Consider the following 24,309-nt stretch of genomic DNA (forward strand, 5'->3'; position numbering starts at 1 on the left):
CATTCCGCGCTCCGGCGCGCCGCGCCGCGCTTCCGTCTGCGCCGACGGCGCGCCAGGATGGCGCCATGACAAAGCCGACCGAGCCGGTGCGCTGGGGGATCCTCGCCACCGGAGACATCGCCCACACGTTCGCGACGGACCTCGCCCTCGTCGACGACGCCGTCCTGCACGCCGTCGGATCCCGGTCGCACGCATCCGCGAGGGCCTTCATCGATCAGCACGACGACCTGCCCCAGGGCACCCAGCCCGGCGGCGCTCGCGCGTACGGGTCGTACGACGACCTGCTCGCCGACGACGAGGTGGACGCGATCTACGTCGCCACCCCGCACGGACGGCACTACGACGACGTCCGGGCGTGCTTCGCCGCCGGCAAGGCCGTCCTCTGCGAGAAGGCGCTGACCCTGCACGCCGGCGACGCCCGGGCCCTCGTCGACGAGGCGCGCGAGCGCGGGCTGTTCTTCGCCGAGGCGATGTGGATGCGGACCAACCCGAATGTCCGCAGGATCCGCGAGATGGTTCGCGAGGGCGCCTGCGGCGAGCCCCGCCAGGTCCGGGCCGACCTCGGGTTCGTCGCCCCGACCGACAAGGCCCGGCTGTGGGACCCCGAGCTCGGCGCGAGCGCGCTGCTCGACATCGGGATCTACCCGCTGACCTTCGCGTACCTGATGCTCGGCGCGCCCGACGACGTCGCGGCCGCCGCGGTGCTCAGCGACCGCGGCGTCGACCTGTCCGGCGGCGCCACCCTCACGTACGCCGGCGGCGCGGTCGCGAGCCTCTCCTGGACCCAGGTCGCGTGGTCGGACAGCCGGGCCTCGATCGCCGGGGACGGCGGCCGGATCGAGGTACCGGCGCGGATGCACCACCCGGAGCGGTTCGAGCACGCACGCTACTGGGAGTCCGACACGATCGCGCTCGACGTGAGGGGCGCCGGGTACGCCCACGAGATCCTCGAGGTGGACCGGTGCCTGCGCGAAGGCCTGACCGAGTCGCCGCTGCTCCCTCTGGACGAGACCGTGGAGATCCTCGAGCTGATGGATCGGATCCTCGACGACGTCGGCGCCGCGCGACCGGCGGCATCCAGGCGCGGTGACGGATAGGGTCGGTCCATGAGCGACTCGGTGCGGACACGCGGCTCGTCGAAGCCCACGGGAGTACGGGCGTCGTTCGTCGTCCTGGCGAACCGCCTGCCGGTCGACCGCGTCTCGATGCCGGACGGCAGCACGGCCTGGCGTACCTCGCCCGGCGGCCTCGTCACCGCCCTCGAGCCGGTGATGCGCAGGCAGGGCGGGGCGTGGATCGGCTGGTCCGGAGCGCCGGACGAGAAGCTCGACCCGTTCGAGCACGACGGGCTGCAGCTCGTCCCGATCCCGATCAAGGCCGACGAGGTCGAGGAGTACTACGAGGGCTTCTCGAACTCCACCCTCTGGCCGCTCTACCACGACGTGATCGCACCACCGGAGTTCCACCGCGAGTGGTTCGACGCGTACGTGGTGGTGAACCGCCGCTTCGCCGAGTTCGCCGCCGAGATCGCCGAACCGAACGCCGTCGTGTGGGTCCAGGACTACCAGCTCCAGCTCGTGCCGCAGATGCTGCGCGAGCTGCGCCCGGACCTGCGGATCGGCTTCTTCCTGCACGTGCCGTTCCCGCCGGTCGAGCTCTACACGCAGCTGCCGTGGCGGCGACGGATCCTCGAGGGTCTGCTCGGCGCGGACATCGTCGGGTTCCAGACGACCGGGGCCGCCCAGAACTTCGTCCGGCTCGTCCGGCTGCGGGTCGGGCACAAGACCCACCGCGACACGGTCTACCTCCCCGACGGCCGGTCGGTCGTCGCGAAGGCGTACCCGATCTCGATCGACACGGGCTACTTCGAGGAGCTCGCCCGCCAGCCCGAGACGGAGGCACGGGCCAGCGAGATCCGCGCGAGCCTCGGCAACCCCCGCTTCGTCCTGCTGGGCGTCGACCGGCTCGACTACACCAAGGGCCTGCCGCAGCGGCTGCGGGCCTTCGGCGAGCTGGCGTCGGAGGGGCTGCTCGACCCGGCCGACGCGGTCTTCGTCCAGGTGGCGCCGCCGTCGCGGGAGCGGGTCGACCAGTACCGCCGCCTGCGCGACGAGATCGACCGGATCGTCGGCCGGATCAACGGCGACGTCGGGCGGATCGGCCAGCCCCCGATCACGTACCTGCACTCGTCCTACCCGCGCGCGGAGATGGCGGCGCTGTACCGCGCGGCGGACGTGATGGTGGTGACTCCGCTGCGCGACGGCATGAATCTCGTCGCGAAGGAGTACGTCGCGACCCGCTACCTCGACTCCGGGGCGCTGGTGCTCAGCGAGTTCGCCGGTGCCGCGGCCGAGCTGAAGCAGGCGTACCTCGTCAACCCGTACGACATCAACGGGATGAAGGCGACCATGCTGAAGGCGATCTCCGACCCGCCGAAGGAGAAGTCGAAGCGGATGCGCGCGATGCGGCGCCAGGTCAAGGAGCACGACATCGAGACCTGGGCGCGAACCTTCCTCGAGGACCTCGCGCAGGTCCGTGAGCCGCACGGCAAGCGCACCCGCCCGGTCGGTGACGAGGCACGGCCCGGGGCGGCCTCGGAGTCGCGTTAGGGTCGAAGGCATGCGCCCGAGCCAGTGGTACGAAGCACAGGACCTGTTCGGTGATCACGTCACCCTCGCGCAGCTGAGGCCGCACCACGCCGAGGGGGTGCTGGCGGCGTCCGACGACGACGCGGTGTTCCGCTGGCTGTCCTTCGACCGCCCGGCCGACCTCGCCGCGGCCGAGAAGATCGTCACGGGCTACCTCGCGATCCCCGACAGCGTCGCGTGGGCGCAGATCGACACGAAGTCCGGCGACCTCGCGGGGCTGACGACGTTCTACGACATCGATCCCGCCCGGCGCGGCGTGAAGATCGGCTGGACCTGGCTCGGCGAGCGGTTCCAACGGTCCGGGATCAACACGGAGGCGAAGCTCATGCTGCTCTCGCACGCCTTCGACACCCTCGGCGCCGTCCGGGTCGCGTGGGAGACCGACGTCCTCAACGAGCAGTCGCAGGCCGCGATCGAGCGGCTCGGCGCGACCCGCGAGGGCGTGCTGCGCAAGCACAGGCCGCGCAAGGACGGGTCCTGGCGCGACACGGTGGTCTACTCCGTGACCGACGAGGAGTGGCCGCAGGTCCGTACGGCCCTGCGCGCCGCGCTCGACTCGGCCTCCTGACGCCCCGGCGCGCTCCCGATTCGACGCGTTTCCCACCGATCCTCGGGCGCGAATCGGTGGGAAACGCGTCGAATCGGGGGCGGGGCTCAGCGGTGCGGGGCGGTTCCGAGGGTGCGCTGGGCGCAGACGGCGAGGACGAACGCGGTCCACGCCGCCACGACCGTGACCGCGAGCGCCGGACCGTAGCCGCCGACGTCGGCGAGCCGACCGGCGACGGTCGACCCGAGCGCGTACCCGATCCCGGTGGCGCCCGCGAGCATCGTCATCGCGGCACCGACGCGGGACAACGGCACCATCCGCTCGCCGAGGGTGAAGTTGCTGATCATGTACGGCGCGACCGCGAAGCCCAGTGCCAGCACCACCGCGACCATCCCGGCGACGGAGTGGACGAAGACGAGCGGTGATGCGAGCAGCGCCAGGGCACCGGCGGCGACGAGGATCCGCCGCTCGAACGGCACGCGCGCCGGCACCCACGCCATCGACAGGCCGGCGACGACGGACCCGACCCCGAGCGTGGCGTGGATCAGCCCGGCGACTCCCGGCACGCCGTCGGCGGTCGCGAGCGCGGTCGCCCCGGTCTGGATCGACCCGAAGAGCACGCCGACGAGCAGCTGCGCGCCGACGAGGACCGCGAACGCACCGGTCAACAGCCGGGTCCGGGCCGCGCGCGCGACGTGCGTGCCGCCGGTGAGCGCCGCGGTCGGGTGGAGCGCGAACCAGCCTCCGAACACCGCGAGCAGTCCGGCGGCGACGAGCAGGGATCCGGCGGGATCGATCAGGACCGCGACCGCACCCACCAGGGCCGGGCCGAGGACGAACGACGCCTCGTCCGCGGCGCCCTCGTAGGAGAAGGCGGCGTCGACGAGCTGCGGCGACTCGTGCCCTGCGCGGCCCGCGATCGGGCGCCAGCGCACCCGGGCGAGCGGGCCGACCTGCGGCATCGCCGCGCCGGTGGCTGCGGCCACCGCGACGAGCAGGGCGCCCGGGGCGCCGGCCTCGGCCAGCACGACGAGCACGGCGAGCCCGGCTGCGCCAGCGAACGACTGCACGAGGACGACCGGGCGCTGTCCGATGCGGTCCGCCATCCCGCCGGCGACGGGAGCGACGACAGCGTTCGCGACGGCGAGCGCACCGGCGGCGAGGCCGCCGAGGGTGTACTGGCCGGTCGTGGTCGAGACGAGCAGCAGCGTGCCCATCTGGCTCATCGCCAGCGGGAGACGCCCGAGGAAGGCCACGACCACGTAGGCAGGTCCGGCCAGGGTGAACAGGCTGCGATACGCAGCGACGGGTGACACAGGTCCCTCCGGGTACGACAGAAGGGCGCGTCTCCCACCGCCAGACAACGCCTCGTACCCTGTGCTCCAGCAAGTGTAACGGGCAGGTAAACCCGCGCGCGAGCGCTGCATCGGCGGGCGTCTAGGCTCACCTGGTGAGTGCTCTGCAGCGTGCGCGGGTGGCGACGACGGCCTTCTTCGTGCTCAACGGATTCACGATCGGGATCTGGGTCGTGAACATCCCGGTCGTCCAGGACCGCGCCGACGTCGACACCGTCCTCCTCGGCTGGCTCCTGCTGGTCCTCGGGGTTGCGGCGTTCGTCGGGATGCAGGCCGGCGGGTGGCTGTCCGACCGGGTCGGGTCCCACCGGGTCGAGCTGACGGCCGGGGCCCTGATGGGCATCTCGGTCCTCGGGCCGGCGCTCGCCCGCGACCCCGTCACGCTCGCCCTCGGGCTGGTCGCGCTCGGTCTCGCGAACGGCGTCCTCGACGTGTCCATGAACACCCAGGCAGTCGAGGTCGAGCGCACCTACGAGCGTCACGTGATGGGGTCCTTCCACGCGTTCTTCTCGCTGGGCGGCATGCTCGCCGCACTCGTCGGAGGCCTGCTGATCTCGGCGGACGTGCCGATGCCGGTCACCGCCGCCGGTCTGGCGGTCGTCGGCGTCGCCCTGACCGCGGCCTGCCGTACGAGCGTGTGGCGGGCCGGGCGCGCGAGCACCGGCGCGACCGAGGAGGCGTCCGAGGGAGCACGCCGGCGGACCTCGGCCGGCTGGACCTGGCGGATCGCGGGCCTGGCCGCGCTGGCCTTCGCTCTGTTCCTCGCCGAGGGGGTCGCGGGCGACTGGTCCGCGGTGCACCTGCACGAGGTCCTCGGGACCTCGAAGGCGACCGCTGCCTGGGCGTTCGGATCGTTCTCGCTGGCGATGACCGTCGGACGGCTGCTCACCGACCGGGTGGTGACCCGGATCGGACGTGCGGCGTTCGTCCGCGCCGGGGCGCTGATCGCCGCCGTCGGCCTCGGGTCTGCTGCCCTGGCGCCGACGACCTGGCTCGCGGTCGCGGGATGGACCCTGTTCGGGATCGGGCTGTCGGGCTGCGTCCCGCAGTTCCTGTCGGCGGCCGGTCACGTCGATCCGGCCGCCGCCGGACGGAACGTCGCGAAGGTCGCCGGGTTCGGGTACGTCGGGCTGCTCGCGGGCCCGGCCGTGATCGGGCTGCTGACGCACTGGGTGCCGCTGACCAGCGCGTTCTGGCTCCCGGTCGCCGGATGCGTCGCCGCCGGGCTCGTCGCGCCGTACCTCCTGCGGCCCGACCCCGCCGCGGGTGACTCGCGAGCCCGCCGCGGGTGACTCGCGAGCGGATAGTGTCGGGGGATGGCGCACCCACGGATGTACGACGAGGACGACCCGCTGCTCGCGCGGGTCCGCGAGGTGTGCCTCGCGCTGCCGGAGTCGGCCGAGGTCGAGTCCTGGGGACGCCCGACGTTCCGCGCCGGCAAGAAGATCTTCGCGGTCTACGGAGCCAGCGGGGAGGACAGCCACGCGCTGATCGTCAAGCCCGACCCGGCCGAACGGGACGCGCTCGTCGACGATCCGCGATTCTTCTCGCCTCCGTACTTCGGACCGTCGGGCTGGCTCGCGCTCGACCTCGACGCAGCGGCGCCGGACTGGGACGAGGTCACCGAGCTCGCCACCGACTCGTACCGCCAGGTCGCCCTGGTCCGGATGCTCAAGGCGCTCGACGCCTGAGATCGGCGGCGCCGCTCGAGCCATGAGCTCCACGGGGCGAGCACCACCGGCGGTGCGGGCTGTGGAAACGGCTCCGGGCCGCCACAATGGGCGGGCGACGTGACGAGGGAGGACCACGGATGGCCGCGAAGCCGGACCAGCGATTCGTGCTCGCGAACGAGCGCACGTACCTCGCCTACATCCGCACCGCCATCGCGCTCGTGGTCGGCGGCGCCGCGACGCTGCACCTGGAGGACCTGCTCGGGTCGGTCGCGGTCACCCGCGCGGTCGGCGCCGTGATCCTGCTGACCGGGATCGCCACCGTGGTCGTCGGCTACCGCCGCTGGCGCGACAACGACCGCGCGATCGCGGCCGACGAGCCTCTGCGTCCGACCGTCACGCCGTTCGCCCTGGCAGCGGAAATCATCGTCATCGCCTTCGTGGTGGCCGTGCTCTCGCTGATCTGAGGGCGTCGCTACGCTGACGTCCGTGCCGGCTCCGCTCTCCGACCTCGTCGCCCCCGACTGGGCCGAGGCACTCGCGCCCGTCGCCGACCGCGTCGCCGCGATGGGTGACTTCCTGCGGTCCGAGATCGCCGCCGGGCGGCAGTACCTTCCCGAGGGACCCAACGTGCTGCGCGCGTTCGCCGAGCCGATGGCGTCCGTCAAGGTGCTGGTCGTGGGCCAGGACCCGTACCCGACGCCCGGGCACGCGGTCGGGCTGTCGTTCTCCGTCGCTGCGGACGTACGACCGGTCCCGCGCAGCCTCGCCAACATCTTCGCCGAGCTCCAGTCCGACCTCGGACTCCCGGCGCCGACCAGCGGCGACCTCACACCGTGGTCGAAGCAGGGGGTGCTGCTGCTCAACCGTGTGCTGACGGTCGAGCCCGGCCGGTCGGCCAGTCACCGCGGCAAGGGCTGGGAGGACGTCACCGAGCAGGCGATCCGTGCGCTGGTCGAGCGGGACGCACCGCTCGTCGCCATCCTGTGGGGGCGCGACGCGCAGTCGCTGCGCCCGTGGCTCGGTGACACCCCCGTGATCGCCTCCCCGCACCCGAGCCCGCTGTCGGCGTCGCGCGGCTTCTTCGGGTCACGCCCCTTCAGCCGCGTCGATGCCGCACTGGCCGCGCAGGGCGCGCCGAGGATCGACTGGCGCCTCCCCTGACCCGGATCGGACTAGAGTCTGGCGCGTGAGCCACCCCCGCCCGCGCGACCGCGCCGCCGTCATCTCCGAGGGCTTCGAGATCCTGTCCAAGTGGGGTCTGCGGATCATCCTGATCGCCGCCGGCCTGTTCGTGGTGGGCTGGGTGATCGGCCGCTTCTGGATGATCGGGTTCCCGGTCATGGTCGCGCTGCTGCTCGCGACGCTCCTCGCACCCCCGGCCACCTTCCTGCGCCGCCGGGGGGTCCCGTCGCCGCTCGCGGCGGCCGTGACGGTCGTGGGGTTCGTCCTGGTGATCGCCGGCACGATCGCGGTGATCGCGCCCGAGGTCGCCGGCCAGGCACCGGAGATCGCCTCGGAGGCGTCGCGCGGTCTCGTCGCCGTCCAGGACTGGCTGCAGACCGGCCCGTTCGGGATCTCCGAGGACCAGCTCAACAACGCGATCAGCACGATCCAGGACTGGCTGCGCGACAGTGCGGCGGCGATCAGCGCGGGCGCTCTCTCGACGATCGGCGCGGCCACCGGCGCTCTGGTGAACACGGTGCTGATCGTCGTGCTGTCGTTCTTCTTCGTGAAGGACGGGCACAAGTTCCTCCCGTGGCTCCACCGGGTCCTCGGCGAGCGGATCGGCGTCCACGCCCAGCAGCTCGGGCAGCGCGCCTGGGACACGCTCGGCGGGTTCATCCGGACCCAGGCCCTGGTGTCCCTGGTCGACGCGTTCTTCATCGGTCTCGCGCTGGTGATCCTCGGGGTTCCCCTGGCCGTGCCGCTGGCCGTGATCACCTTCATCGGCGGCTTCGTCCCGATCGTCGGTGCGTTCGTCACCGGGGCGCTGGCGGTGCTCGTCACGCTGGTGACGAACGACTTCCGCGACGCCGTGATCATGCTGATCGTGATCATCGCGGTGCAGCAGCTCGAGGGCAACGTGCTGTCCCCGTGGCTGCAGGGTCGCTCGATGAACCTCCAGGCCGCCGTGATCCTGCTCGCGGTGACCGCCGGCAGCTCGCTGTTCGGGATCACCGGTGCCTTCCTCGCGGTCCCGGTGACCGCGACCGCTGCCGCCGTCCTGCGCTACCTGAACGAGCAGATCGCGATCGAGGCCGGCGAGGCACCGCCGCCGGACGCCGGCCCGAGCGACAGCGCACCGCCCGGCGACCCGCGGTCGCCGGCCGACCCCGGCGACGCAGCCACCCCCACAAGCGGCGCCCCCGTGGGTGGGGCACCCTCCGGCGGGGCACCCGACGACGGCGTGACCGATCGCTAGACGCCGATGAGCTCCCGAGGTGTCGACCCCAGCATCCGGCCGGAGTCCGCCGCCGATCGGCTCACCCGCAACTGGAACGAGCTGCTCCAGGAGCTGCGGGTCGCCCAGACCGGCGTCCAGATCCTGACCGCGTTCCTGCTGACGCTGCCGTTCACCTCACGCTTCGGCGAGCTCACGGACACGCAGAAGAACGTCTTCCTCGCCGTCCTGTCGTGCTCGGTCGCGGCCACCGCCCTGCTGATCGCACCGGTGGCCCTGCACCGGGCGCTGTTCCGGCGCGGTCAGCGACCGTGGCTCGTCGGCGCCGCCCACGTCTGCGCCGCGATCGGGCTGGGTGCGCTCGTCCTCACCGTCTCCGGCGCGATGTGGCTGGTCTTCGACGTCGTCGCCGGTCGGACGGCCGCCTGGTGGGCGATCGGAGGGTCGCTCGTCGTCTTCACCGGTCTGTGGGTCGTGCTCCCTGCCGTGAACCGCCTCCGACACTGACCGGCCCGTACGGCTGACGACGCCCGCCGTCTCCCGCAGGATCGGCTCACGGCCGCCAGAAGCCCGCGGTCTCGCGCGCGAGGGTTGCGGCCTTCGCGGGGCTGCCCTCCCACGCCCGCCCGTGGCCCGGGAAGATCACGTCGGCGTCGACGTCGGCGATCGCGTCCAGCGAAGCCAGGGCCGACTCCCGGTCGTGGGAGAAGGGCCGCACGATCAGCTGCGGGCCGTCGAGGCTCGAGACGGCGTGGCCCGTGACGAGCGCGTCGCCGGTGACGAGCACCCGCGAGCCCGGGATCAGGTAGCAGGTGTGCCCGTCGGTGTGCCCGGGTGTCGCGACCGGCACCGGGGTGCCGGGCAGCGGCTGCTCCGGATCGTACGGCCGGGCGCCCTCGACGCCGGTCCGGTCGGTCCCGCCGAGGCGGACGATGTCGGTGACCCAGCGGACGGATCCGCGACGCCAGAGCAGCAGCGGGATCTGCGCAGGGCCCATCTGCTGCAGGTGGTCGCGGTGCGCGTGCGCGACCTCGTCCGCGCCGGTGAAGACCGGGAAGCCGTACCGGTCGGCGAGGACCGCGAGACCGCCCAGGTGGTCGACGTGGGCGTGCGTGAGCAGAGCACCGCGGACGTCGGACATCTGGTGCCCGATCTCGCGCACGGAGCGCTCGACGTCGGCGGCGTTCCCCGGATAGCCCCCGTCGATCAGCGTGAGGTCGTGCCCGTCCTCGACGAGCACCCAGTTCACGTGCGCTGCCGAGACCAGGTAGGCGTCCTGGTGGCGTCGGATCGACAGCGGCCGGCTCATGCGGCCTCCTTCCGCCGGGACGCCTCCAGGATCACCCGATCGTCGTCCGGCCGCTCGATGCGTGCACGCACCGGCGCGACCCGGGCGAGCACCCAGTCGCCCGCGTCGCGCAGCCACGACGGGGCGTCGGGGTCGGGATTGTCGAGGCGGGTCGACCGGGTCATCCGCCAGGCCATCCACGCGCAGACCGGCAGCGGTCCGAACGCGCACCCGAGGACCACGAGGACGAACCCGAGGACGAAGCCGGCCCCGAGGTCGGAGATCAGCATGACGGGAACGAGCCAGAGCGAGGCAGCGAACGTCGCGGTGCACCCGACCGCGATCTCGGGACGGGTCCAGCGGCCCTGGACGGTCAGCACGAGCAGCAGGCTGCCGGTGACGGACAGGATCAGGACCATCAGCACCGCCGGGGTGGCGAGCAGCGGCACGAGGAAGGTGAGGAAGGACCGGCCGGCGACGAAGATCGCCGTGATCATCAGCCCGAGGACGAAGGGCGGGATCACGACGGCCAGCGCGAACAACGCCAGCTCGGCCACGGTGGCAGCAGGAGCGCGAGTCGTCCCCGGACCCACCACGCAGCCTCCGTCGTCGAATCCGTGGCGGACGCCCCCCGCCTCGGCAACGGGCTGAAACTAGTGGCTCGCCGCGCGCACCGTCAAGGCGCGAGCGACGGTTCTGGACGCCCCGCGGCAGACCCGCAGGTCAGCCCTCAGCCGGGGGCGGGAAGTCGCCCGCGGAGGCACGGAGCCGGCGCATCAGGTCGTACGCATGGTCCTGCTGCTCGGCCGCGAGCCCCGTGACGGCGAAGTCGATCTCGGTGAGCGCCTTCGTCGCCCGCTCGCACACGTCCTGCCCGTCCTCGGTCAGCGAGGCGAGGATGCGGCGCCGGTCGGCGGGATCGGGATCGCGCCGGACGAGCCCCCGTGCTTCGAGGCGGTCGATCGCGTTCGTGACCGAGGTGGGGTGGACCATCAGGCGCTCGCCGATCTTGCTCATCGGCAGCGCGCCGCTGCGGCTGAACGCCAGCAGCCGCAGCACCTCGTAGCGGGCGAACGTGATCCCGAACGGGCGCAGCGTCGCGTCGAGCTCGGTCAGCAGGAGCTGCTGGACCCGCATGATCGACGTCGCGAGCCGCATCGCCGTGGCGTCGCCGATGTGGCGCTCCCACAGCTCGCCGGCGCGCTCGACCGGGTCGAACGGCAGCTTGGGCTCGGCGGGCATGGGGTCTCCTGGGGCGTGGGTTGTCGGGTCTCGATCCTCGCTGCGCTCGGCCTCGACCGGCGAAGCGGGGTGCTGTGCTCGGCCGACCCTCGAGGCGCGAGCGTAGCGAGCCCTCGAGAGGCGACCGGCGAAGCGGGGTGCTGTGCTCGGCCGACCCTCGAGGCGCGAGCGTAGCGAGCCCTCGAGAGGCGACCGGCGAAGCGGGGTGCGAGGTCGACATTACTTGGACGTCAAACTATTGTACGTCCTATGGATACCGCAACGCCCTCCGCCACGCAGGACAGCGGCACCGCCCTCCCGGTGCGCTTCGTCACGGCCTCGAGCCTGTTCGACGGCCACGACGCGTCGATCAACATCATGCGGCGGATCATGCAGTCCCAGGGCGCCGAGGTGATCCACCTCGGCCACAACCGCTCGGTCGCCGAGGTCGTCGACGCGGCGATCGAGGAGGACGCGCACGCGGTCGCGGTCTCCAGCTACCAGGGCGGGCACGTCGAGTACTTCGAGTACCTCGTCGACCTGCTGGCCGAGCGCGGCGCGGGCCACGTCCAGGTCGTCGGAGGCGGGGGCGGCGTGATCGTCCCCGCCGAGATCGACCGCTTGCGCAGCCGTGGCGTGATCATCTACTCGCCGGCCGACGGGCAGCGCCTGGGTCTGCCGGGCATGATCGCGGAGGTCGTGGAGCGGGCCCGCCGCGATCTGTGGGCGGACGCGCCGGCCGACCTCGACGCGCTGCGGTCAGGCGACCGGGTCGCACTGGCGCGGGCGATCACCGGTGCCGAGCGCGGGCTGCTCGACGACGACGCGCTCGCAGCCGTACGAGCGGCGGCGACGTCCTCGCACGCACCCGTCCTCGGCATCACCGGCACCGGCGGCTCCGGCAAGTCGTCGCTGACCGACGAGATCCTGCGCCGGTTCCGGACCGACCAGCAGGACAAGCTGCGGATCGCGGTCCTCGCCGTCGACCCGAGCCGGCGTCGCGGCGGCGGCGCGCTGCTCGGCGACCGGATCCGGATGAACGCGGTCGACGGCGAGCACACCTACTTCCGCTCGCTCGCGACCCGCGGCGCCCACGAGCTTCCGGAGTCGCTGCCCGACGTGATCGACGTGGCGAAGGCCGCCGGGTTCGACCTCGTGATCGTGGAGACCCCCGGCATCGGCCAGGGCGACGCCGCGATCGTGCCGTTCGTCGACACGGCGCTCTACGTGATGACGCCCGAGTTCGGCGCGGCCTCGCAGCTGGAGAAGATCGACATGCTCGACTTCGCCGACGCGGTCGCCGTCAACAAGTTCGAGCGCCGCGGCGCCGCGGACGCGATGCGCGACGTCGGCCGCCAGCTGGTGCGCAACCGCGAGGCGTTCGGGTCGAAGCCCGAGGACATGCCGGTGTACGGGACGTCGGCGGCGACGTTCGGCGACGACGGTGTGACCGCGCTGTACCAGTTCCTGCGCGACGCCTTGGCCGCGAAGGGCCTCGAGACCGCAGAGGGCACACTGGAGCCGGTCGGCGTCAAGGCCTCCACGCGGTACGCCCACGTGCTGCCGGCGGAGCGGGTCCGCTACCTCGCCGAGATCGCCGACGACGTCCGCTCGTACCACGCCGAGACCGAGCGGATCGCGGACGACGCCCGGCGTGCGCAGGCGCTCGCGACCGCCCGCGACGCGCTGGCGGAGGCGGAGCGACCCACCGAGGACATCACGTCGCTCGCGTCGGCGGCGCAGGACGCCCTGCCCGCCGAGGTCCGCGAACGCATCCACGGGTGGCCGCAGGTCGTCGAGGCCTACTCCGGCGACGAGCAGGTCGTGCGGGTCCGCGACCGCGAGATCCACACGAGCCTCGTCCGCGAGTCGCTGTCGGGCTCGCGCATCTCACGCGTCGCGCTCCCTCGTACGACCGACCACGGCGACCTCGTGCGGTTCTGGCGGCGCGAGAACCTCCCCGGCTTCTTCCCGTACACCGCCGGTGTCTTCGCATTCAAGCGCGACGAGGAGGACCCGGCCCGGATGTTCGCCGGCGAGGGCGACCCCTTCCGTACGAACCGGCGCTTCAAGCTCCTCAGCGAGGGCAACCCGGCGACCCGCCTCTCGACCGCGTTCGACTCCGTCACGCTGTACGGGCGCGACCCCGACGAGCGTCCCGACGTGTACGGGAAGGTCGGCACGTCGGGCGTCTCGGTCGCGACGCTCGACGACATGAAGGAGCTGTACGACGGGTTCGACCTCGTCTCGCCGACAACCAGCGTGTCGATGACGATCAACGGCCCGGCCCCGACCGTGCTCGCGTTCTTCCTCAACACCGTGATCGACCAGCAGCGGGATGCGTTCCGCGAGGCCGAGGGCCGCGAGCCCGACGAGGCGGAGGACGCGGCCCTGCGGGCGAAGGCGCTGGGGACCGTGCGCGGCACCGTCCAGGCCGACATCCTCAAGGAGGACCAGGGCCAGAACACCTGCCTGTTCTCCACCGAGTTCAGCCTGCGCATGATGGCCGACATCCAGGAGTGGTTCATCGAGCAGAAGGTCCGCAACTTCTACTCGGTCTCGATCTCCGGCTACCACATCGCCGAGGCCGGAGCGAACCCGATCAGCCAGCTCGCGTTCACGCTCGCGAACGGCTTCACCTACGTCGAGGCGTACCTCGCGCGCGGGATGGACATCGACGACTTCGCACCGAACCTCTCGTTCTTCTTCTCCAACGGGATGGACCCGGAGTACTCGGTGATCGGACGGGTCGCCCGACGGATCTGGGCGGTCGCGATGCGCGACAAGTACGGCGCGAACGAGCGCAGCCAGAAGCTGAAGTACCACGTCCAGACGTCCGGCCGGTCGCTGCACGCGCAGGAGATGAGCTTCAACGACATCCGCACGACGCTGCAGGCGCTGATCGCGATCTACGACAACGCGAACAGCCTGCACACCAACGCGTACGACGAGGCCGTCACGACCCCGACGACGGAGTCCGTACGGCGTGCGCTGGCGATCCAGCTCGTGATCAACCGCGAGTGGGGTCTCGCGATGAACGAGAACCCGCTGCAGGGCTCGTACATCATCGACGAGCTGACGGATCTCGTCGAGGAGGCCGTGCTGGCCGAGTTCGACCGGATCACCGAGCGCGGCGGCGTGCTCGGCGCGATGGAGACCGGCTACCAGCGGGGTCGGATCCAGGACGAGTCGATGCTGTACGAGCAGCGCAAGCACGACGGGTCGCTGCCGATCGTCGGCGTCAACACCTTCGTCGCGCCGGACTCCGAGGCCTCGCCGCCGGAGGTCGAGCTGGCCCGCGCGACCGAGGACGAGAAGCGCTCCCAGCTCGAGCGGGTGCACGCGTACCGCGCGGCGCACCGCAGCGAGGCCGACGAGGCGCTCGCGCGCCTCAAGGCGGCCGCGGCCGACCCGGACGCGAACGTGTTCGCGGTGCTGATGGACGCGGCGCGGGTCTGCTCGTTGCAGCAGGTCACGGAGGCGTTCTTCGAGGTCGGAGGGGCCTACCGCCGCAACGTCTGAGTCGCCCGGGTTTGCGTCGGTCCCGACCCGGGTACGGCGTGGGGTGGACCGCAGATCTCGCGGTCCACCCCCGAGGGAGGAGCATCGATGGACAGCGTGTGGATTTGGGTGGCCGTCGCCGTGATCGTCGTGGTGATCGCCGTGGTCGTGGTGGTCGCCCTGGGACAGGGCCGGAAGCGCCGCGAGGAGCGCCGCCTCGAGGAGGCGAAGGCGCTGCGCGAGCAGGCACGTGAGCGTGACCACGAGGCCAGCCGGCGCGAGGCGGAGGCCGCTCGCGCGAAGGCCGATGCCGAGGAGGCCCGGGTGACCGCCGAGGAGCGCGCCGCGGAGCAGCGTCGGCAGCAGGAGGAGGCGCAGCGCGCCCGGTCCGAGGTCGACGAGCGGCTCGCCAAGGCCGAGGAGCTCGATCCGCGAGGGGCGGGCGCCGGCGCGCACGAGGACCCCGCCGTCCGCGGGGACAGCCCTGCGCACGAGAACCCGCACCGGCAGGAGGACCCGCGTACGACCGAGGATCCGCGCGTGGCCGAGGACCCGCGCGTGGCCGACGACCCGCGTACGACCGAGGACCCGGAGCGGAGGCCCGGGACGCGGGGCATCTGAGGCGTCCGCCTCTGCCCGGGCGCCCAGCGCGCTCACAGCGCACTGCCAGGGCGGGTGGCTAGCGTGCACCGCACGGACCCACCCGCCCCGGTTGCGCAAGGAGCACCCGTCGATGAACGCCTCACGACCCGACGACGAGCTGCACGACCACGACCGCGGACTGTCGTACGACCTCCCGCGCCTAGTCGGGCGGCCCGGTCTCCGACGGCTACACCGCGCGCCTGAACGTCCCGGTCTGAGTTCCGTCGCGTCCCCGATTCGTCGAGTTGCGGACGGATTCGGGGCCGCGATTCGCGCCGCAACTCGTCAAATCGCGCTCGGGGCGGGGCGGGGCTAGGTTCGGCGCATGGACGACTCCGCCCTGCGGCCTGCGATCGCCGGACTGATGCCCGCGATCCGCGACGAGCTCGAGGCGATGGTCGCGATCCCCTCCTGCGCGTTCCCCGGCCACCCGCCCGAGCCCGTGCACGCGATGGCACACCGGGTCGCCGACGCGTTCGGCCGGTACGGCGTCGACGCGCAGATCACCGAGGTTCCCGGCGGCTACCCGGCGGTGACCGCGCACCTGCCCGGCCCACCCGGCGCACCGACCGTGCTGCTCTACGCGCACTACGACGTCCAGCCGGCCCCGAAGGAGCAAGGCTGGACCACCGAGCCGTTCGAGCCGACGTGGGTCGACGGACGGCTGTACGGGCGGGGTGCCGCCGACGACAAGGGCGGGATCGCGATCCACCTGGCGACGCTCGCCGCGTTCGACGGACGACCCCCGGTCGGCGTACGGCTCGTCGTCGAGGGTGAGGAGGAGACGATCAGCCACCTCGAGGACTACGTCGACTCGCACCCCGACGAGTTCGAGGCCGACGTGATGGTGGTCGCGGACATGGGCAACCTCGTCGTCGGCGAGCCCGTGCTCAGCGTCGGTCTGCGTGGTCACGTGAAGGCGGTCGTCGAGGTCCGCACGCTCGACCAGCCGGTGCACTCCGGGCTGTTCGGCGGAGCGGCACCGGATGCCCTGATGGCGCTGATCACGATGCTCGCGCAGCTGATCGAGCCGGACGGCACGTCGCGCGTCCCCGGGATCGCATCCGGCGAGTGGGAGGGCGCGGACTACTCGGAGGACATGCTGCGGGACAACGCCGGGGTGCTCGACGGCGTCGACCTCGTGGGCTCCGGCCGGGTCGCCTCGCGGCTGTGGGCGCGTCCGTCGGTCAGCGTGCTCGGGATCGACTGCCCGTCCGTCTCCGCTGCCTCCAACGTCCTGCACCCGTCGGCCCGCGCGCTCGTCGCGCTCCGCATCCCGCCGGGCCAGGACGAGCACGAAGCCGTCACCGCGCTCCAGGACTACCTCCGCTCGCTCGCTCCCTGGCACGTCCACGTCGAGACCGAGCCGGACAAGGTGTCTCCACCGTTCTCGCAGGGCACGGACGGCCGTGCGTTCGGGCTGATGACGCAGGCGCTCGAGACCGCGTACGGGCATCCGGTGCACAACGTCGGCTCCGGCGGCTCCATCCCGCTGCTCGAGACGCTGCGCGGCGTGGCGCCCGAGGCCGACTTCGTGCTGATCGGCCCGCAGGACGCGCAGCGGGCCGCGATCCACGGGCCGAACGAGTCCGTCGACCCCGCCGAGATCGAGCGGATGGCGCTGGCCCAGGCGCTGCTGCTCCAGGCGCTCGCCGAGTAGCCGATCCCGGCGACCCGCCCGGTCGCCGCCCGACGAGAGGGCCCACGCGTGGACACCGTTCTCATCACCCTGCAGGCGCTCGTGGTCGTCGGCGCGATCTACATGGGCGTCCGGCTCGGCGGCGTGGGTCTCGGCCTCTGGGGCGCGGTCGGCGTCCTGGTCCTCGTCTTCGTGTTCAACGACCCGCCCGGCGACATCCCGGCCGACGCGATCATGGTGATCCTCGCCGTGATCACCGCGGCCTCGGCGATGCAGGCCGCCGGGGGCATCGACTACCTGGTCCACCTGGCCGAGAAGGTGATCCGGTCCCGTCCGAAGCTCGTCAACTACCTCGCGCCGACCATCACCCTCGGGTTCTGCGCGGGTGCCGGGACGGGCAACATCATCTTCCCGCTGCTCCCGGTGATCTACGAGGTCGCGTACGAACGCGGGATCCGTCCGGAGCGCCCGCTCAGCACCTCGGTGGTCGCGTCCGCGTACGCGCTGGCCGCCAGCCCGGTGGCGGCGGCGATGGCGGCGTTCGTCGGGCTGACGTCGAACCAGCCCGACGCGCTGAGCCTCGGCCAGATCATCGCGATCACCGGGCCGGCGGTCCTGCTCGGCGTGCTCGTGGCGGCTCTGGTGCAGAGCCGGGTCGGCAAGGAGCTCGCCGACGACCCCGAGTACCAGCGGCGGCTCCGCGAGGGCATCGTGGCGCCGCCCGGCGCGCCGGCAGCCGAGTCCGGGCTCGCCGACCACGGCCCGGGCGCCGCCTCAGGCACCCGTACGACCACGACCGCCGACGTGCCGGTGACCGCCAAGCGGGCGTCCGCGGTGTTCTTCGGCGGTGTGCTCGTGGTCGTCCTGCTCGGCGCCTTCGACGGGCTGCTCCCGACGTACACGGTCGACGGCGAGACCGTGACCCTGTCGCTGACCACGCTGCTCGTGATGGTGATGCTCGCGGTCGCGCTCGTCGTGATGCTGGTCGGGAAGGTCGCGCCCGGCGACGTCCTGGACGCGCCCCTGACGAAGTCGGGCCTGACCGCGATCATCGCGCTGCTCGGCATCGCGTGGCTCGCCAACACCTTCATCACCGGCAACTACGACACGGTGATCGGCGGCCTCACCGACATCGCGAGCGATGCACCGTGGTTCCTCGCGATCGGGATCTTCCTGGTCGCCGCCGCGACCACCAGCCAGTCGGCCTCGGTCAACACGATGATCCCGCTCGGCATCAGCCTCGGGCTCACGACGCCGACCCTGGCCGCGTTCCTACCGGCGATGGGCGGCGTCACCGTGCTCCCGGCCAACGGGTCCCAGCTCGCCGCGGTGGAGATCGACCTGACCGGCAGCACGCGGATCGGCAAGTACGTGCTGAACCACTCGTTCATCCTGCCGACGCTCGTGATGGGGATCGTCTCCGTCCCGACCGCGCTGCTGCTGTCCCGCTTCGTCGGCTGAGGCGTCGGAGGTCGGAGTGCCGCTCGCTGGTCCGCGTCGTCGAAGCACGTGCCTGCATCGGACCCACCCGGACGGTCATGCCTGCACTCCGACCGCCGGTGGGTTCCGAACGCAGGCATGATCAGACCACGCCCGAGGGTTCGCACGGATGTGCCTGCGTTGGGGACCCGAGGTCGTACCGAACGCAGGCACATGCGTCGGGTCGTGCCGCGCGACCGGCGGCCGCACCCGCCCCGGTGCGCCACCGTGGGCTGCTACGGTCCTGCCGTGGCTGATCTGGTCGTGGACTCCGAGGCACTGGCCGAGGTACGCCGTCGGCTCACTGCGGTCGCCGACGACCTCGATGCGCCGGCGCGGAGGTTGCGCGGACTCGCGTCCGGCGGCCTGGGGACGCCCGCCCTCGAGCGACGGGCGGACCTGATCGCCGACGGCTGGGCGGACGCGATCGCCGAGTACGCGACGTTCGCCGACGAGCTCGCGACGAACCTCCAGACCGTCGAGGACACGGTCGACGACACCGAGGCCGATCTCGCCGTCGCCACCACCCCCGTACCGCCGCTCGCGCCGGGGCCGCCGGCCGCACCCGGGCCGCGACCGCCGTTCGCGAGGTGACCGTCCGTGCGTCCTGACACCGTCACCGAGACCTTCGACGCGCTCGGCTTCGACCCAGCACCGGGGGACGTCGACACCGTCGACACCGCCGCGGGATGTCTGCGCACCAGCTCGCGCGAGCTCGCGGCGGCTGCGGAGCGGCTGTGGGGCGCGACCGAGGGTGAGTGGCGGGGCGCGACCGCGACCGCCTTCCGCGACCTGGTGTCCGACGACCTCCGTCCGCCGGTGGCCGACGCCGCGGACGTCCTGGCCGACGCGGCGCGCCACCTGACCGCGTGGTCGAGCGAGCTGGCCGAGCTCCAGCGCCGGGCGCGGGCCCTCGAGCGGGAGGCGGACCAGGCCGTCGCCGATGCTGCCGCCGCGCGGTCCGATCTCGCCGGCATCCCGTCGGCGCGTCCGCCGTGGCTCCCACCCCCGTCGGACCCGGGCGAGGCACGCCGGGAGCGGGCGAACGCCCGGGCCCGGGAGACGGCAGGTCAGGCGCTCGGGGGCGCCGAGGACCGGCTCGCCGACTGCCGCCGACGGGCGCACGACCTCGCCGACGAGTACGAGCGTGGGGCGGCTGCCGTCGCGGAGGCGTTGCGGAAGGCGAGCGCGGCGACGCCGCCGTCCGCCCTCGCCGACGTCGGCGACGGGCTGGGCGACGACGCGCTGCCCTGGCCGTACGGCCTGGCGCTGATGTCGCCGGAGGAGCTGAGCGCGTACGCCGCTGCGCACCCGGAGCACGCCGCCGACGTGATGGAGTACCGCCTCCGGCAGGAGGGGCTGCTCGACGGCGACGAGCCGGGCGGGTACTACCGGGAGTGGCTGGAGAACGCCGCCGAGCGCGGGATCGACCCGGAGACGATCGTCGAGATCGCGGGTGAGCACGAGATCGACCCGGACGACTTCGCCGTGCTCGACGACCTCGAGGAGGTCACCGATCCGGACGGCAAGTCGTTCTTCCTCCTGCCCGACGGCATCACCGCCGACCAGGCGCGCCTCGCCGTGCTGATGACGTACATCCTCAACGCCGGCACGGACTACGGCTCTGCGAGCCCGGACAACGACTTCGAGGAGACCCCGTACTCCGCCGCCGAGATCGCCCGGATCATCGCGCGGCAGGACAAGAACTCCTGGTCGTACGACGACGACGTGGAGTTCGTCAACGGCAACGACGGCCGGCTCGTCACGACCCCGAACGGCATGCTGATGGGGCTCGGCGGCAACTGGCTCCAGGACCGCTACAGCCTCAACGGCGGCACCACGTGGGGTGACACCTTCATGGTCAACATCGACGGGCCCAGCGGGGAGGACGCGGCGCAGGTGCTGCGCGACATGGTCGCGTCGGGCCGCGCGCGCTACGAGTTCGACGACGGCTCGATCGGGCCGGGCGCGTCGGGCCTCGACCTCGACCGGCTCCTCCACCACGAGGAGATCCACTCCCAGCAGTGGGCCGACCTCGGGTACGCGCGGTTCGCCGCGGAGTACCTCGGCGCAGGCGCCTGGGAGTGGATCCGGGACAAGACGCCGCTGCCGGACGGGCACAACCACTTCGAGGAGGACGCCGGCCTGAGCGACGGGGGCTACCACTGATGGCCGGCTCGGCGACGCGAGCGGGCCGGACGCTGATCGTCGTCGGGCTGCTCGCCGTCGCGGCGGTCGCCGTGGTGGTGGTCTGGATGGTCGTCGACCTGTTCCGGGCCAGCGGACCCGGGACCGCGCAGTTCGAGCCGTCGCTCCCCCTCGTCGCCGGACTGCGTGCCGACGGCGACGCGCTCGTGGTCGACCCCGGGACGCCGTGCGAGAGCGTCGACCAGCTGTGGCTGCTGTTCCGGTCCGACGACGCACCGTCGGTCCGCACGGTGCTCGACGCGGACGCTCCGCAGACCGTCGACTCGTTCACGGTGGGCGCGGACCTGCCCGGCTTCACGGTCCGCGAGCCGCTCCCGCCGGGCTTCGACTGGCGCGACTACGACGCCGTCGACCTCGGGACCGACTCCGCGACCGGGTTCGCGGGCACGACCTCGGTCGAGCTCCAGCCCGTCGTCGACGGCGCGACCGAGCACGCGGGCGACGACACGTTCTACGTCACCGACGCGGGATGGCTGACCCACGACGAGATCCTGGCGGGCAACACCGAGGAGTTCCTGACGATGTGCACGCCCGACCCGGCGCGCGAGCAGCGGTAGCGTCCTGCCCTCGCCCCGCAGGGGACGCAACGCGCGCGACGACGGCCCCTGCCCACGCGTACGGTCGAGCCATGGTGGAACCGAGACCCACCCCGCGGCAGCCGGACGCGGATCCGGCGGACGCCGCCGACGTGTTCACCGACAAGCTGCGCTCGGCCGGCCTCCTCGGTGATGCCGAGCCGAGCGCGCTCTACCGTCGCTGGCTCGAGAACGCCGCCCGCCGCGGCGTCGAGATCCGCAGCCTCATCCTGATCGCGCGCGAGCAGGAGCTCGGCGCGGACGGCTTCGCCGTGCTCGATGGCCTCGAGGAGCTCGTGGACCGCAACGGCAAGTCGTTCTTCCTGCTCCCCCGGGGCCTCACGGCGACGCAGGCGCGGCGCGCGGTGCTGATGACGTACGTGCTGAACGCCGGGACCGACTACGGCAAGGCGAGCCGGGACAACGACTTCGACGAGACCCCGTACTCCGAGCAGGAGGTCGCGCGGATCGTCGCCCGGCAGAGGAAGAACGGCTGGTCGTACGACGACGCGGCCGCGTTCGTGGACGACCACGGCGGGCGGCTCGTCACGACCCCGAACGGGATGCTGATGGGGCTCGGCGGCAGCTGGATCTCGAACCGGTTCAGCCTCAACGGCGGTACGACCTGGGGCGACGTCTTCCTGCTCAACGTCGACGGGCCGAGCGGCGACGCGGCGGCGCAGGTCCTGCGGGACATGATCCCGACGGGCGTCGCGTGGTACGAATTCGACGACGGGAGGATCGGCGCGGGACGCTCCCGGCTCGACCTCGACCGGCTGCTGCACCACGAGGAGATCCACTCCCAGCAGTGGGCGCGCCTGGGGCGGACGAGGTTCGCCACCGAGTATCTCGGGTCCGGGGCGCTCGGGTGGGTCCGCTCCAAGGCTGGACGCGGCGACGCCCGGAACCGGTTCGAGCAGGAGGCCGGGCTACGCGACGGCGGCTACCGCTGAGTGGCAGCACCCCGCGTACGACCGGTCCGCGGCGTCGGAGCCGGGCGGCCCTGGGCGAGCCGGAGGAGACGTTCGGCCTCGGGCAACCCGCCGCCGGTCATGACGGTGCCTGGCGGCGGGGCCACGGCTCGGGCCCGGACGGCTGTGGGCGTCGGCGCGGGCTCGGAGAAGACCGGCGGCGTGACGACCACCGTGGCATCGAGACGCAGCAGACGGACCCCGAGGAGCCGCGCGACGACTCTCGCCCGGACGACGGCGCCGACGGCGAGCGTCGAGCTGCCGTCAGCTTCGCCGCGCGCCGCCGGTGCCATCGGGATCCCCGTACTGCTCGAGTCGTGCGCCGGCGCGCTTCGCGGCGGCGAGGATCTGCTCGTACCGCTCGCGGCCGGCGCGGCTGCCCAGGACGTAGCCGATGCCGAAGAAGGCCAGCGTCCTGAGTCTCACCGGGGAGCCTGCTTGTCACGCAGGGCGCTGACGGCGGCGCTCGCCGCAGACAGCCCGACGATCCCGGCGACCGTCAGTGCGCCGCCCTTGATCGCGGCCCCGCCGGGAACCTTCTTCATGGCGCGCTCCCACGCCGACTTGCGATGGAAGATCTTCACGATGGTCTCCGTTCAGGCTCGGGTCCGCGAGGACCGCCGGATGGCGTTCACGAGCTGGGTCTTGGTCTTCTGCGAGGTGCCCTCGATCCCGAGCGAGGACGCGATGTCGACGAGCTCGGCCTTGGTCCGGCGCGGCAGGCTCGTCGGGACCTCCTCGGTCTGCTCGGCACGGACGGCGCGGGCGGCGGTCGTCGCGACCTCGTCGCGCGCCGCCTCCGCACGCGCCCGGGTCTCGTCGGCCTCCGCAGCCTGCCCCTGGGCCTGGGCGACGAGCGAATCGGCCTCCTCCCGCGCCTTGCGCGCGGCGGCCTCGGCGGCCTCCGTGGCCTCCTCGGCGAGCTGGCGGGCCTCGCTCATCGCCCGGTGGGCGGCGTCGATGCGCTGCTGCGCGTCCTCCGCCGCCTCGTCGGCCTCCGCGCGTGCCTTCTCGACATCGCGGTCGATGTCACGACGGACGTCGTCGAGCTGGGCGCCGAGGTCCTCCTCGGCGGCGCGGCGCTCGGCCTCGACCATCTCGTCGGCGCGCCTGCGGGCCTCGCGGACCCGCTGCTCCACCTGCTCGTCGGCCTGCTTCTGCGCGGCGCGGAGGCGTTCGCGCCCCTCCTTCTCGGCGGCCCCAGCCGCGTCGGCCCGCTGCTTCGCGTCCGCGGCGTGGGCGAGCGCGTCCTGCTCCTGCTCCCGCGCGCGCACCACAGCCTCGTGAGCGCGTGCGAGCCGGGTCTCCACCGAGTCGGTTCCCGGTATCCGGTCGGCGACCGCCGCAGCCGCGCGACGCGCCTGGTCACGGACCCCGTCCACGGTGTCCGAGGCGACATTCGTCGCCCCGTTCTGCAGGCCGTCGACGCTGACAGCCTTCGATACGAGCCACGCGGCGTTGCGCGGCAGGTCCTTCAACCCCCCGGCGACCTGCGCGGACGCCCGGCCCATGGTGCTTCGTGCGGACATGGTGCTCCCCCTGATCCGGTTGTCCGCTCCGTACCCACTTGTCGTGTGATGCATGCCACACGCCTGCCGCGACCGCGATGGGGATGCCGCCCCTCCGTACACTCGGCTCATGGCGAGCGAGACCGGCGTACGGCGGATCGACGTGGCCGGGAGCGCGACGCTGACATCCGAGGAGCGGGCCATCCAGATGGCCGCCCTGCGGAAGGTCCAGCGACGGGTCGCCGCGATCATCTTCTTCGGCATCACGATCCACGGCGTGGCGGGCTGCCTCGGCGCCGCGTACGTGATCGAGGGCCAGGGCCGGCACGGCGACGCGATCGCGATGACGCTGATGTCCGGTGTGGTCGCCGCGCTGACCTACACGGGGGTTCGGCTGATCCTCGGGCGACCGCTGCTGTCGGCGCTGTGGATCCCGATCGCGCTCACGCCGACCGCGATCGGGCTCGCCTGGCTCCTGACCCGCTGACGGGTCTCGATCCTCGCTCCGCTCGGCCTCGACCGGCGGAACGCATCCTCGCTCCGCTCGGCCTCGACCAACGGAACGCATCCTCGCTCCGCTCGGCCTCGACCAACGGAACGCATCCTCGCTCCGCTCGGCCTCGACCGGCGGTGGGGCGAGCCGTTGGTCGAGG

At 72.6% G+C, this 24,309-nt stretch carries 25 protein-coding genes; 18 read left to right on the top strand and 7 right to left on the bottom strand.

The window, feature by feature from the left end:
- The first annotated feature begins 65 nt into the window (after positions 1–65).
- From CLV56_RS06145 to CLV56_RS06155, 3 genes are read left to right on the top strand one after another with little or no spacing between them, the layout of a single operon-like run.
- Complete coding sequence (locus CLV56_RS06145; RefSeq protein ID WP_039340884.1) at positions 66–1,097, top strand: Gfo/Idh/MocA family protein; 1,032 nt, start codon at positions 66–68, stop codon at positions 1,095–1,097.
- 9 nt (positions 1,098–1,106) lie between these two features.
- Positions 1,107–2,609, top strand: a complete 1,503-nt coding sequence (locus CLV56_RS06150) for an alpha,alpha-trehalose-phosphate synthase (UDP-forming) (RefSeq protein ID WP_100414544.1) — start codon at positions 1,107–1,109, stop codon at positions 2,607–2,609.
- 10 nt (positions 2,610–2,619) lie between these two features.
- Positions 2,620–3,216 (top strand): GNAT family N-acetyltransferase, encoded by a 597-nt coding sequence (locus tag CLV56_RS06155; protein ID WP_039340881.1) that lies wholly within the window; start codon positions 2,620–2,622, stop codon positions 3,214–3,216.
- Between the two features lie 86 nt (positions 3,217–3,302).
- Here CLV56_RS06155 and CLV56_RS06160 read toward each other — a convergent pair whose 3' ends face one another.
- Entirely contained in the window at positions 3,303–4,511 is a 1,209-nt protein-coding gene (locus tag CLV56_RS06160) for an MFS transporter (protein WP_039340878.1), read from the bottom strand.
- Positions 4,512–4,645: 134 nt separating this feature from the next.
- Between CLV56_RS06160 and CLV56_RS06165 the strand changes: the two genes are divergently transcribed.
- From CLV56_RS06165 to CLV56_RS06190, 6 genes are all read left to right on the top strand, one after another.
- Positions 4,646–5,842 (top strand): MFS transporter, encoded by a 1,197-nt coding sequence (locus CLV56_RS06165; RefSeq protein ID WP_039340874.1) that lies wholly within the window; start codon positions 4,646–4,648, stop codon positions 5,840–5,842.
- 24 nt (positions 5,843–5,866) lie between these two features.
- Positions 5,867–6,241, top strand: a complete 375-nt coding sequence (locus CLV56_RS06170; RefSeq protein WP_100414546.1) for an MmcQ/YjbR family DNA-binding protein — start codon at positions 5,867–5,869, stop codon at positions 6,239–6,241.
- A gap of 119 nt (positions 6,242–6,360) precedes the next feature.
- Positions 6,361–6,687: a YidH family protein gene (locus CLV56_RS06175; RefSeq protein WP_039340868.1), complete on the top strand. Its 327-nt coding sequence runs from the start codon at positions 6,361–6,363 to the stop codon at positions 6,685–6,687.
- Between the two features lie 13 nt (positions 6,688–6,700).
- A complete protein-coding gene (locus CLV56_RS06180; RefSeq protein ID WP_425437712.1) occupies positions 6,701–7,384 on the top strand; it encodes a uracil-DNA glycosylase in 684 nt (227 codons plus the stop codon).
- Between the two features lie 25 nt (positions 7,385–7,409).
- A complete protein-coding gene (locus CLV56_RS06185; protein WP_245857654.1) occupies positions 7,410–8,645 on the top strand; it encodes an AI-2E family transporter in 1,236 nt (411 codons plus the stop codon).
- 6 nt (positions 8,646–8,651) lie between these two features.
- Positions 8,652–9,131, top strand: coding sequence for a DUF6328 family protein (locus CLV56_RS06190; protein ID WP_039340862.1), 480 nt, complete (start codon positions 8,652–8,654; stop codon positions 9,129–9,131).
- A gap of 46 nt (positions 9,132–9,177) precedes the next feature.
- Here CLV56_RS06190 and CLV56_RS06195 read toward each other — a convergent pair whose 3' ends face one another.
- The 3 genes from CLV56_RS06195 to CLV56_RS06205 form a co-directional block, all read right to left on the bottom strand.
- Positions 9,178–9,933 carry an MBL fold metallo-hydrolase gene (locus tag CLV56_RS06195; protein ID WP_100414549.1) on the bottom strand — a complete coding sequence of 252 codons (756 nt, stop codon included), beginning with the start codon at positions 9,931–9,933 and terminating at the stop codon, positions 9,178–9,180.
- Positions 9,930–10,505, bottom strand: a complete 576-nt coding sequence (locus CLV56_RS06200) for a hypothetical protein (protein WP_157805081.1) — start codon at positions 10,503–10,505, stop codon at positions 9,930–9,932. The genes CLV56_RS06195 and CLV56_RS06200 overlap by 4 nt, the downstream gene beginning before the upstream one ends.
- Before the next feature lie 130 nt (positions 10,506–10,635).
- Positions 10,636–11,154 (bottom strand): MarR family winged helix-turn-helix transcriptional regulator, encoded by a 519-nt coding sequence (locus CLV56_RS06205; RefSeq protein WP_039340857.1) that lies wholly within the window; start codon positions 11,152–11,154, stop codon positions 10,636–10,638.
- Between the two features lie 249 nt (positions 11,155–11,403).
- Between CLV56_RS06205 and icmF the strand changes: the two genes are divergently transcribed.
- From icmF to CLV56_RS06245, 8 genes are all read left to right on the top strand, one after another.
- Entirely contained in the window at positions 11,404–14,655 is a 3,252-nt protein-coding gene (icmF, locus tag CLV56_RS06210) for a fused isobutyryl-CoA mutase/GTPase IcmF (RefSeq protein WP_100414551.1), read from the top strand.
- A gap of 87 nt (positions 14,656–14,742) precedes the next feature.
- Positions 14,743–15,255, top strand: a complete 513-nt coding sequence (locus CLV56_RS06215) for a hypothetical protein (protein ID WP_157805082.1) — start codon at positions 14,743–14,745, stop codon at positions 15,253–15,255.
- 346 nt (positions 15,256–15,601) lie between these two features.
- Entirely contained in the window at positions 15,602–16,936 is a 1,335-nt protein-coding gene (locus CLV56_RS06220) for a M20/M25/M40 family metallo-hydrolase (protein WP_039340854.1), read from the top strand.
- A gap of 48 nt (positions 16,937–16,984) precedes the next feature.
- Entirely contained in the window at positions 16,985–18,376 is a 1,392-nt protein-coding gene (locus tag CLV56_RS06225) for an anaerobic C4-dicarboxylate transporter family protein (protein ID WP_039340851.1), read from the top strand.
- A 267-nt stretch (positions 18,377–18,643) separates the two neighbouring features.
- A complete protein-coding gene (locus CLV56_RS06230; protein WP_157805083.1) occupies positions 18,644–18,988 on the top strand; it encodes a hypothetical protein in 345 nt (114 codons plus the stop codon).
- A 6-nt stretch (positions 18,989–18,994) separates the two neighbouring features.
- Positions 18,995–20,563 carry a hypothetical protein gene (locus CLV56_RS21360; RefSeq protein WP_100414553.1) on the top strand — a complete coding sequence of 523 codons (1,569 nt, stop codon included), beginning with the start codon at positions 18,995–18,997 and terminating at the stop codon, positions 20,561–20,563.
- Entirely contained in the window at positions 20,563–21,159 is a 597-nt protein-coding gene (locus CLV56_RS06240; protein WP_100414554.1) for a hypothetical protein, read from the top strand. The genes CLV56_RS21360 and CLV56_RS06240 overlap by 1 nt, the downstream gene beginning before the upstream one ends.
- 71 nt (positions 21,160–21,230) lie before the next feature.
- Positions 21,231–22,130, top strand: a complete 900-nt coding sequence (locus tag CLV56_RS06245) for a hypothetical protein (protein ID WP_211287993.1) — start codon at positions 21,231–21,233, stop codon at positions 22,128–22,130.
- 282 nt (positions 22,131–22,412) lie between these two features.
- Here CLV56_RS06245 and CLV56_RS20975 read toward each other — a convergent pair whose 3' ends face one another.
- The 3 genes from CLV56_RS20975 to CLV56_RS06255 are packed head-to-tail and all read right to left on the bottom strand — an operon-like array spanning position 22,413 to position 23,677.
- On the bottom strand, positions 22,413–22,574 hold the full coding sequence (locus CLV56_RS20975) for a hypothetical protein (RefSeq protein WP_211287994.1): 162 nt from the start codon (positions 22,572–22,574) through the stop codon (positions 22,413–22,415).
- The gene (locus CLV56_RS20530; protein ID WP_157805084.1) at positions 22,571–22,732 is read right to left on the bottom strand and encodes a hypothetical protein; all 162 of its coding nucleotides are present in this window, start codon (positions 22,730–22,732) and stop codon (positions 22,571–22,573) included. Before CLV56_RS20530 ends, CLV56_RS20975 begins: the two co-directional genes overlap by 4 nt.
- Before the next feature lie 12 nt (positions 22,733–22,744).
- On the bottom strand, positions 22,745–23,677 hold the full coding sequence (locus CLV56_RS06255; protein ID WP_157805085.1) for a Rho termination factor N-terminal domain-containing protein: 933 nt from the start codon (positions 23,675–23,677) through the stop codon (positions 22,745–22,747).
- A gap of 109 nt (positions 23,678–23,786) precedes the next feature.
- Here CLV56_RS06255 and CLV56_RS06260 point away from each other — a divergent pair, with 109 nt between their 5' ends.
- Entirely contained in the window at positions 23,787–24,143 is a 357-nt protein-coding gene (locus CLV56_RS06260) for a hypothetical protein (protein WP_039340841.1), read from the top strand.
- Positions 24,144–24,309: the final 166 nt, after the last annotated feature.

This window comes from Mumia flava (assembly GCF_002797495.1).
GTDB lineage: Bacteria > Actinomycetota > Actinomycetes > Propionibacteriales > Nocardioidaceae > Mumia > Mumia flava.

Bases quoted from the DNA above. Each gene is read 5' to 3' on its own strand.
- CLV56_RS06145 (WP_039340884.1), top strand. From the start codon at position 66: ATGACAAAGCCGACCGAGCCGGTGCGCTGGGGGATCCTCGCCACCGGA.
- CLV56_RS06150 (WP_100414544.1), top strand. From the start codon at position 1,107: ATGAGCGACTCGGTGCGGACACGCGGCTCGTCGAAGCCCACGGGAGTA.
- CLV56_RS06155 (WP_039340881.1), top strand. From the start codon at position 2,620: ATGCGCCCGAGCCAGTGGTACGAAGCACAGGACCTGTTCGGTGATCAC.
- CLV56_RS06170 (WP_100414546.1), top strand. From the start codon at position 5,867: ATGGCGCACCCACGGATGTACGACGAGGACGACCCGCTGCTCGCGCGG.
- CLV56_RS06175 (WP_039340868.1), top strand. From the start codon at position 6,361: ATGGCCGCGAAGCCGGACCAGCGATTCGTGCTCGCGAACGAGCGCACG.
- CLV56_RS06190 (WP_039340862.1), top strand. From the start codon at position 8,652: ATGAGCTCCCGAGGTGTCGACCCCAGCATCCGGCCGGAGTCCGCCGCC.
- CLV56_RS06195 (WP_100414549.1), bottom strand. From the start codon at position 9,933: ATGAGCCGGCCGCTGTCGATCCGACGCCACCAGGACGCCTACCTGGTC.
- CLV56_RS06205 (WP_039340857.1), bottom strand. From the start codon at position 11,154: ATGCCCGCCGAGCCCAAGCTGCCGTTCGACCCGGTCGAGCGCGCCGGC.
- icmF (WP_100414551.1), top strand. From the start codon at position 11,404: ATGGATACCGCAACGCCCTCCGCCACGCAGGACAGCGGCACCGCCCTC.
- CLV56_RS06215 (WP_157805082.1), top strand. From the start codon at position 14,743: ATGGACAGCGTGTGGATTTGGGTGGCCGTCGCCGTGATCGTCGTGGTG.
- CLV56_RS06220 (WP_039340854.1), top strand. From the start codon at position 15,602: ATGGACGACTCCGCCCTGCGGCCTGCGATCGCCGGACTGATGCCCGCG.
- CLV56_RS06240 (WP_100414554.1), top strand. From the start codon at position 20,563: ATGGCCGGCTCGGCGACGCGAGCGGGCCGGACGCTGATCGTCGTCGGG.
- CLV56_RS06245 (WP_211287993.1), top strand. From the start codon at position 21,231: ATGGTGGAACCGAGACCCACCCCGCGGCAGCCGGACGCGGATCCGGCG.
- CLV56_RS06255 (WP_157805085.1), bottom strand. From the start codon at position 23,677: ATGTCCGCACGAAGCACCATGGGCCGGGCGTCCGCGCAGGTCGCCGGG.
- CLV56_RS06260 (WP_039340841.1), top strand. From the start codon at position 23,787: ATGGCGAGCGAGACCGGCGTACGGCGGATCGACGTGGCCGGGAGCGCG.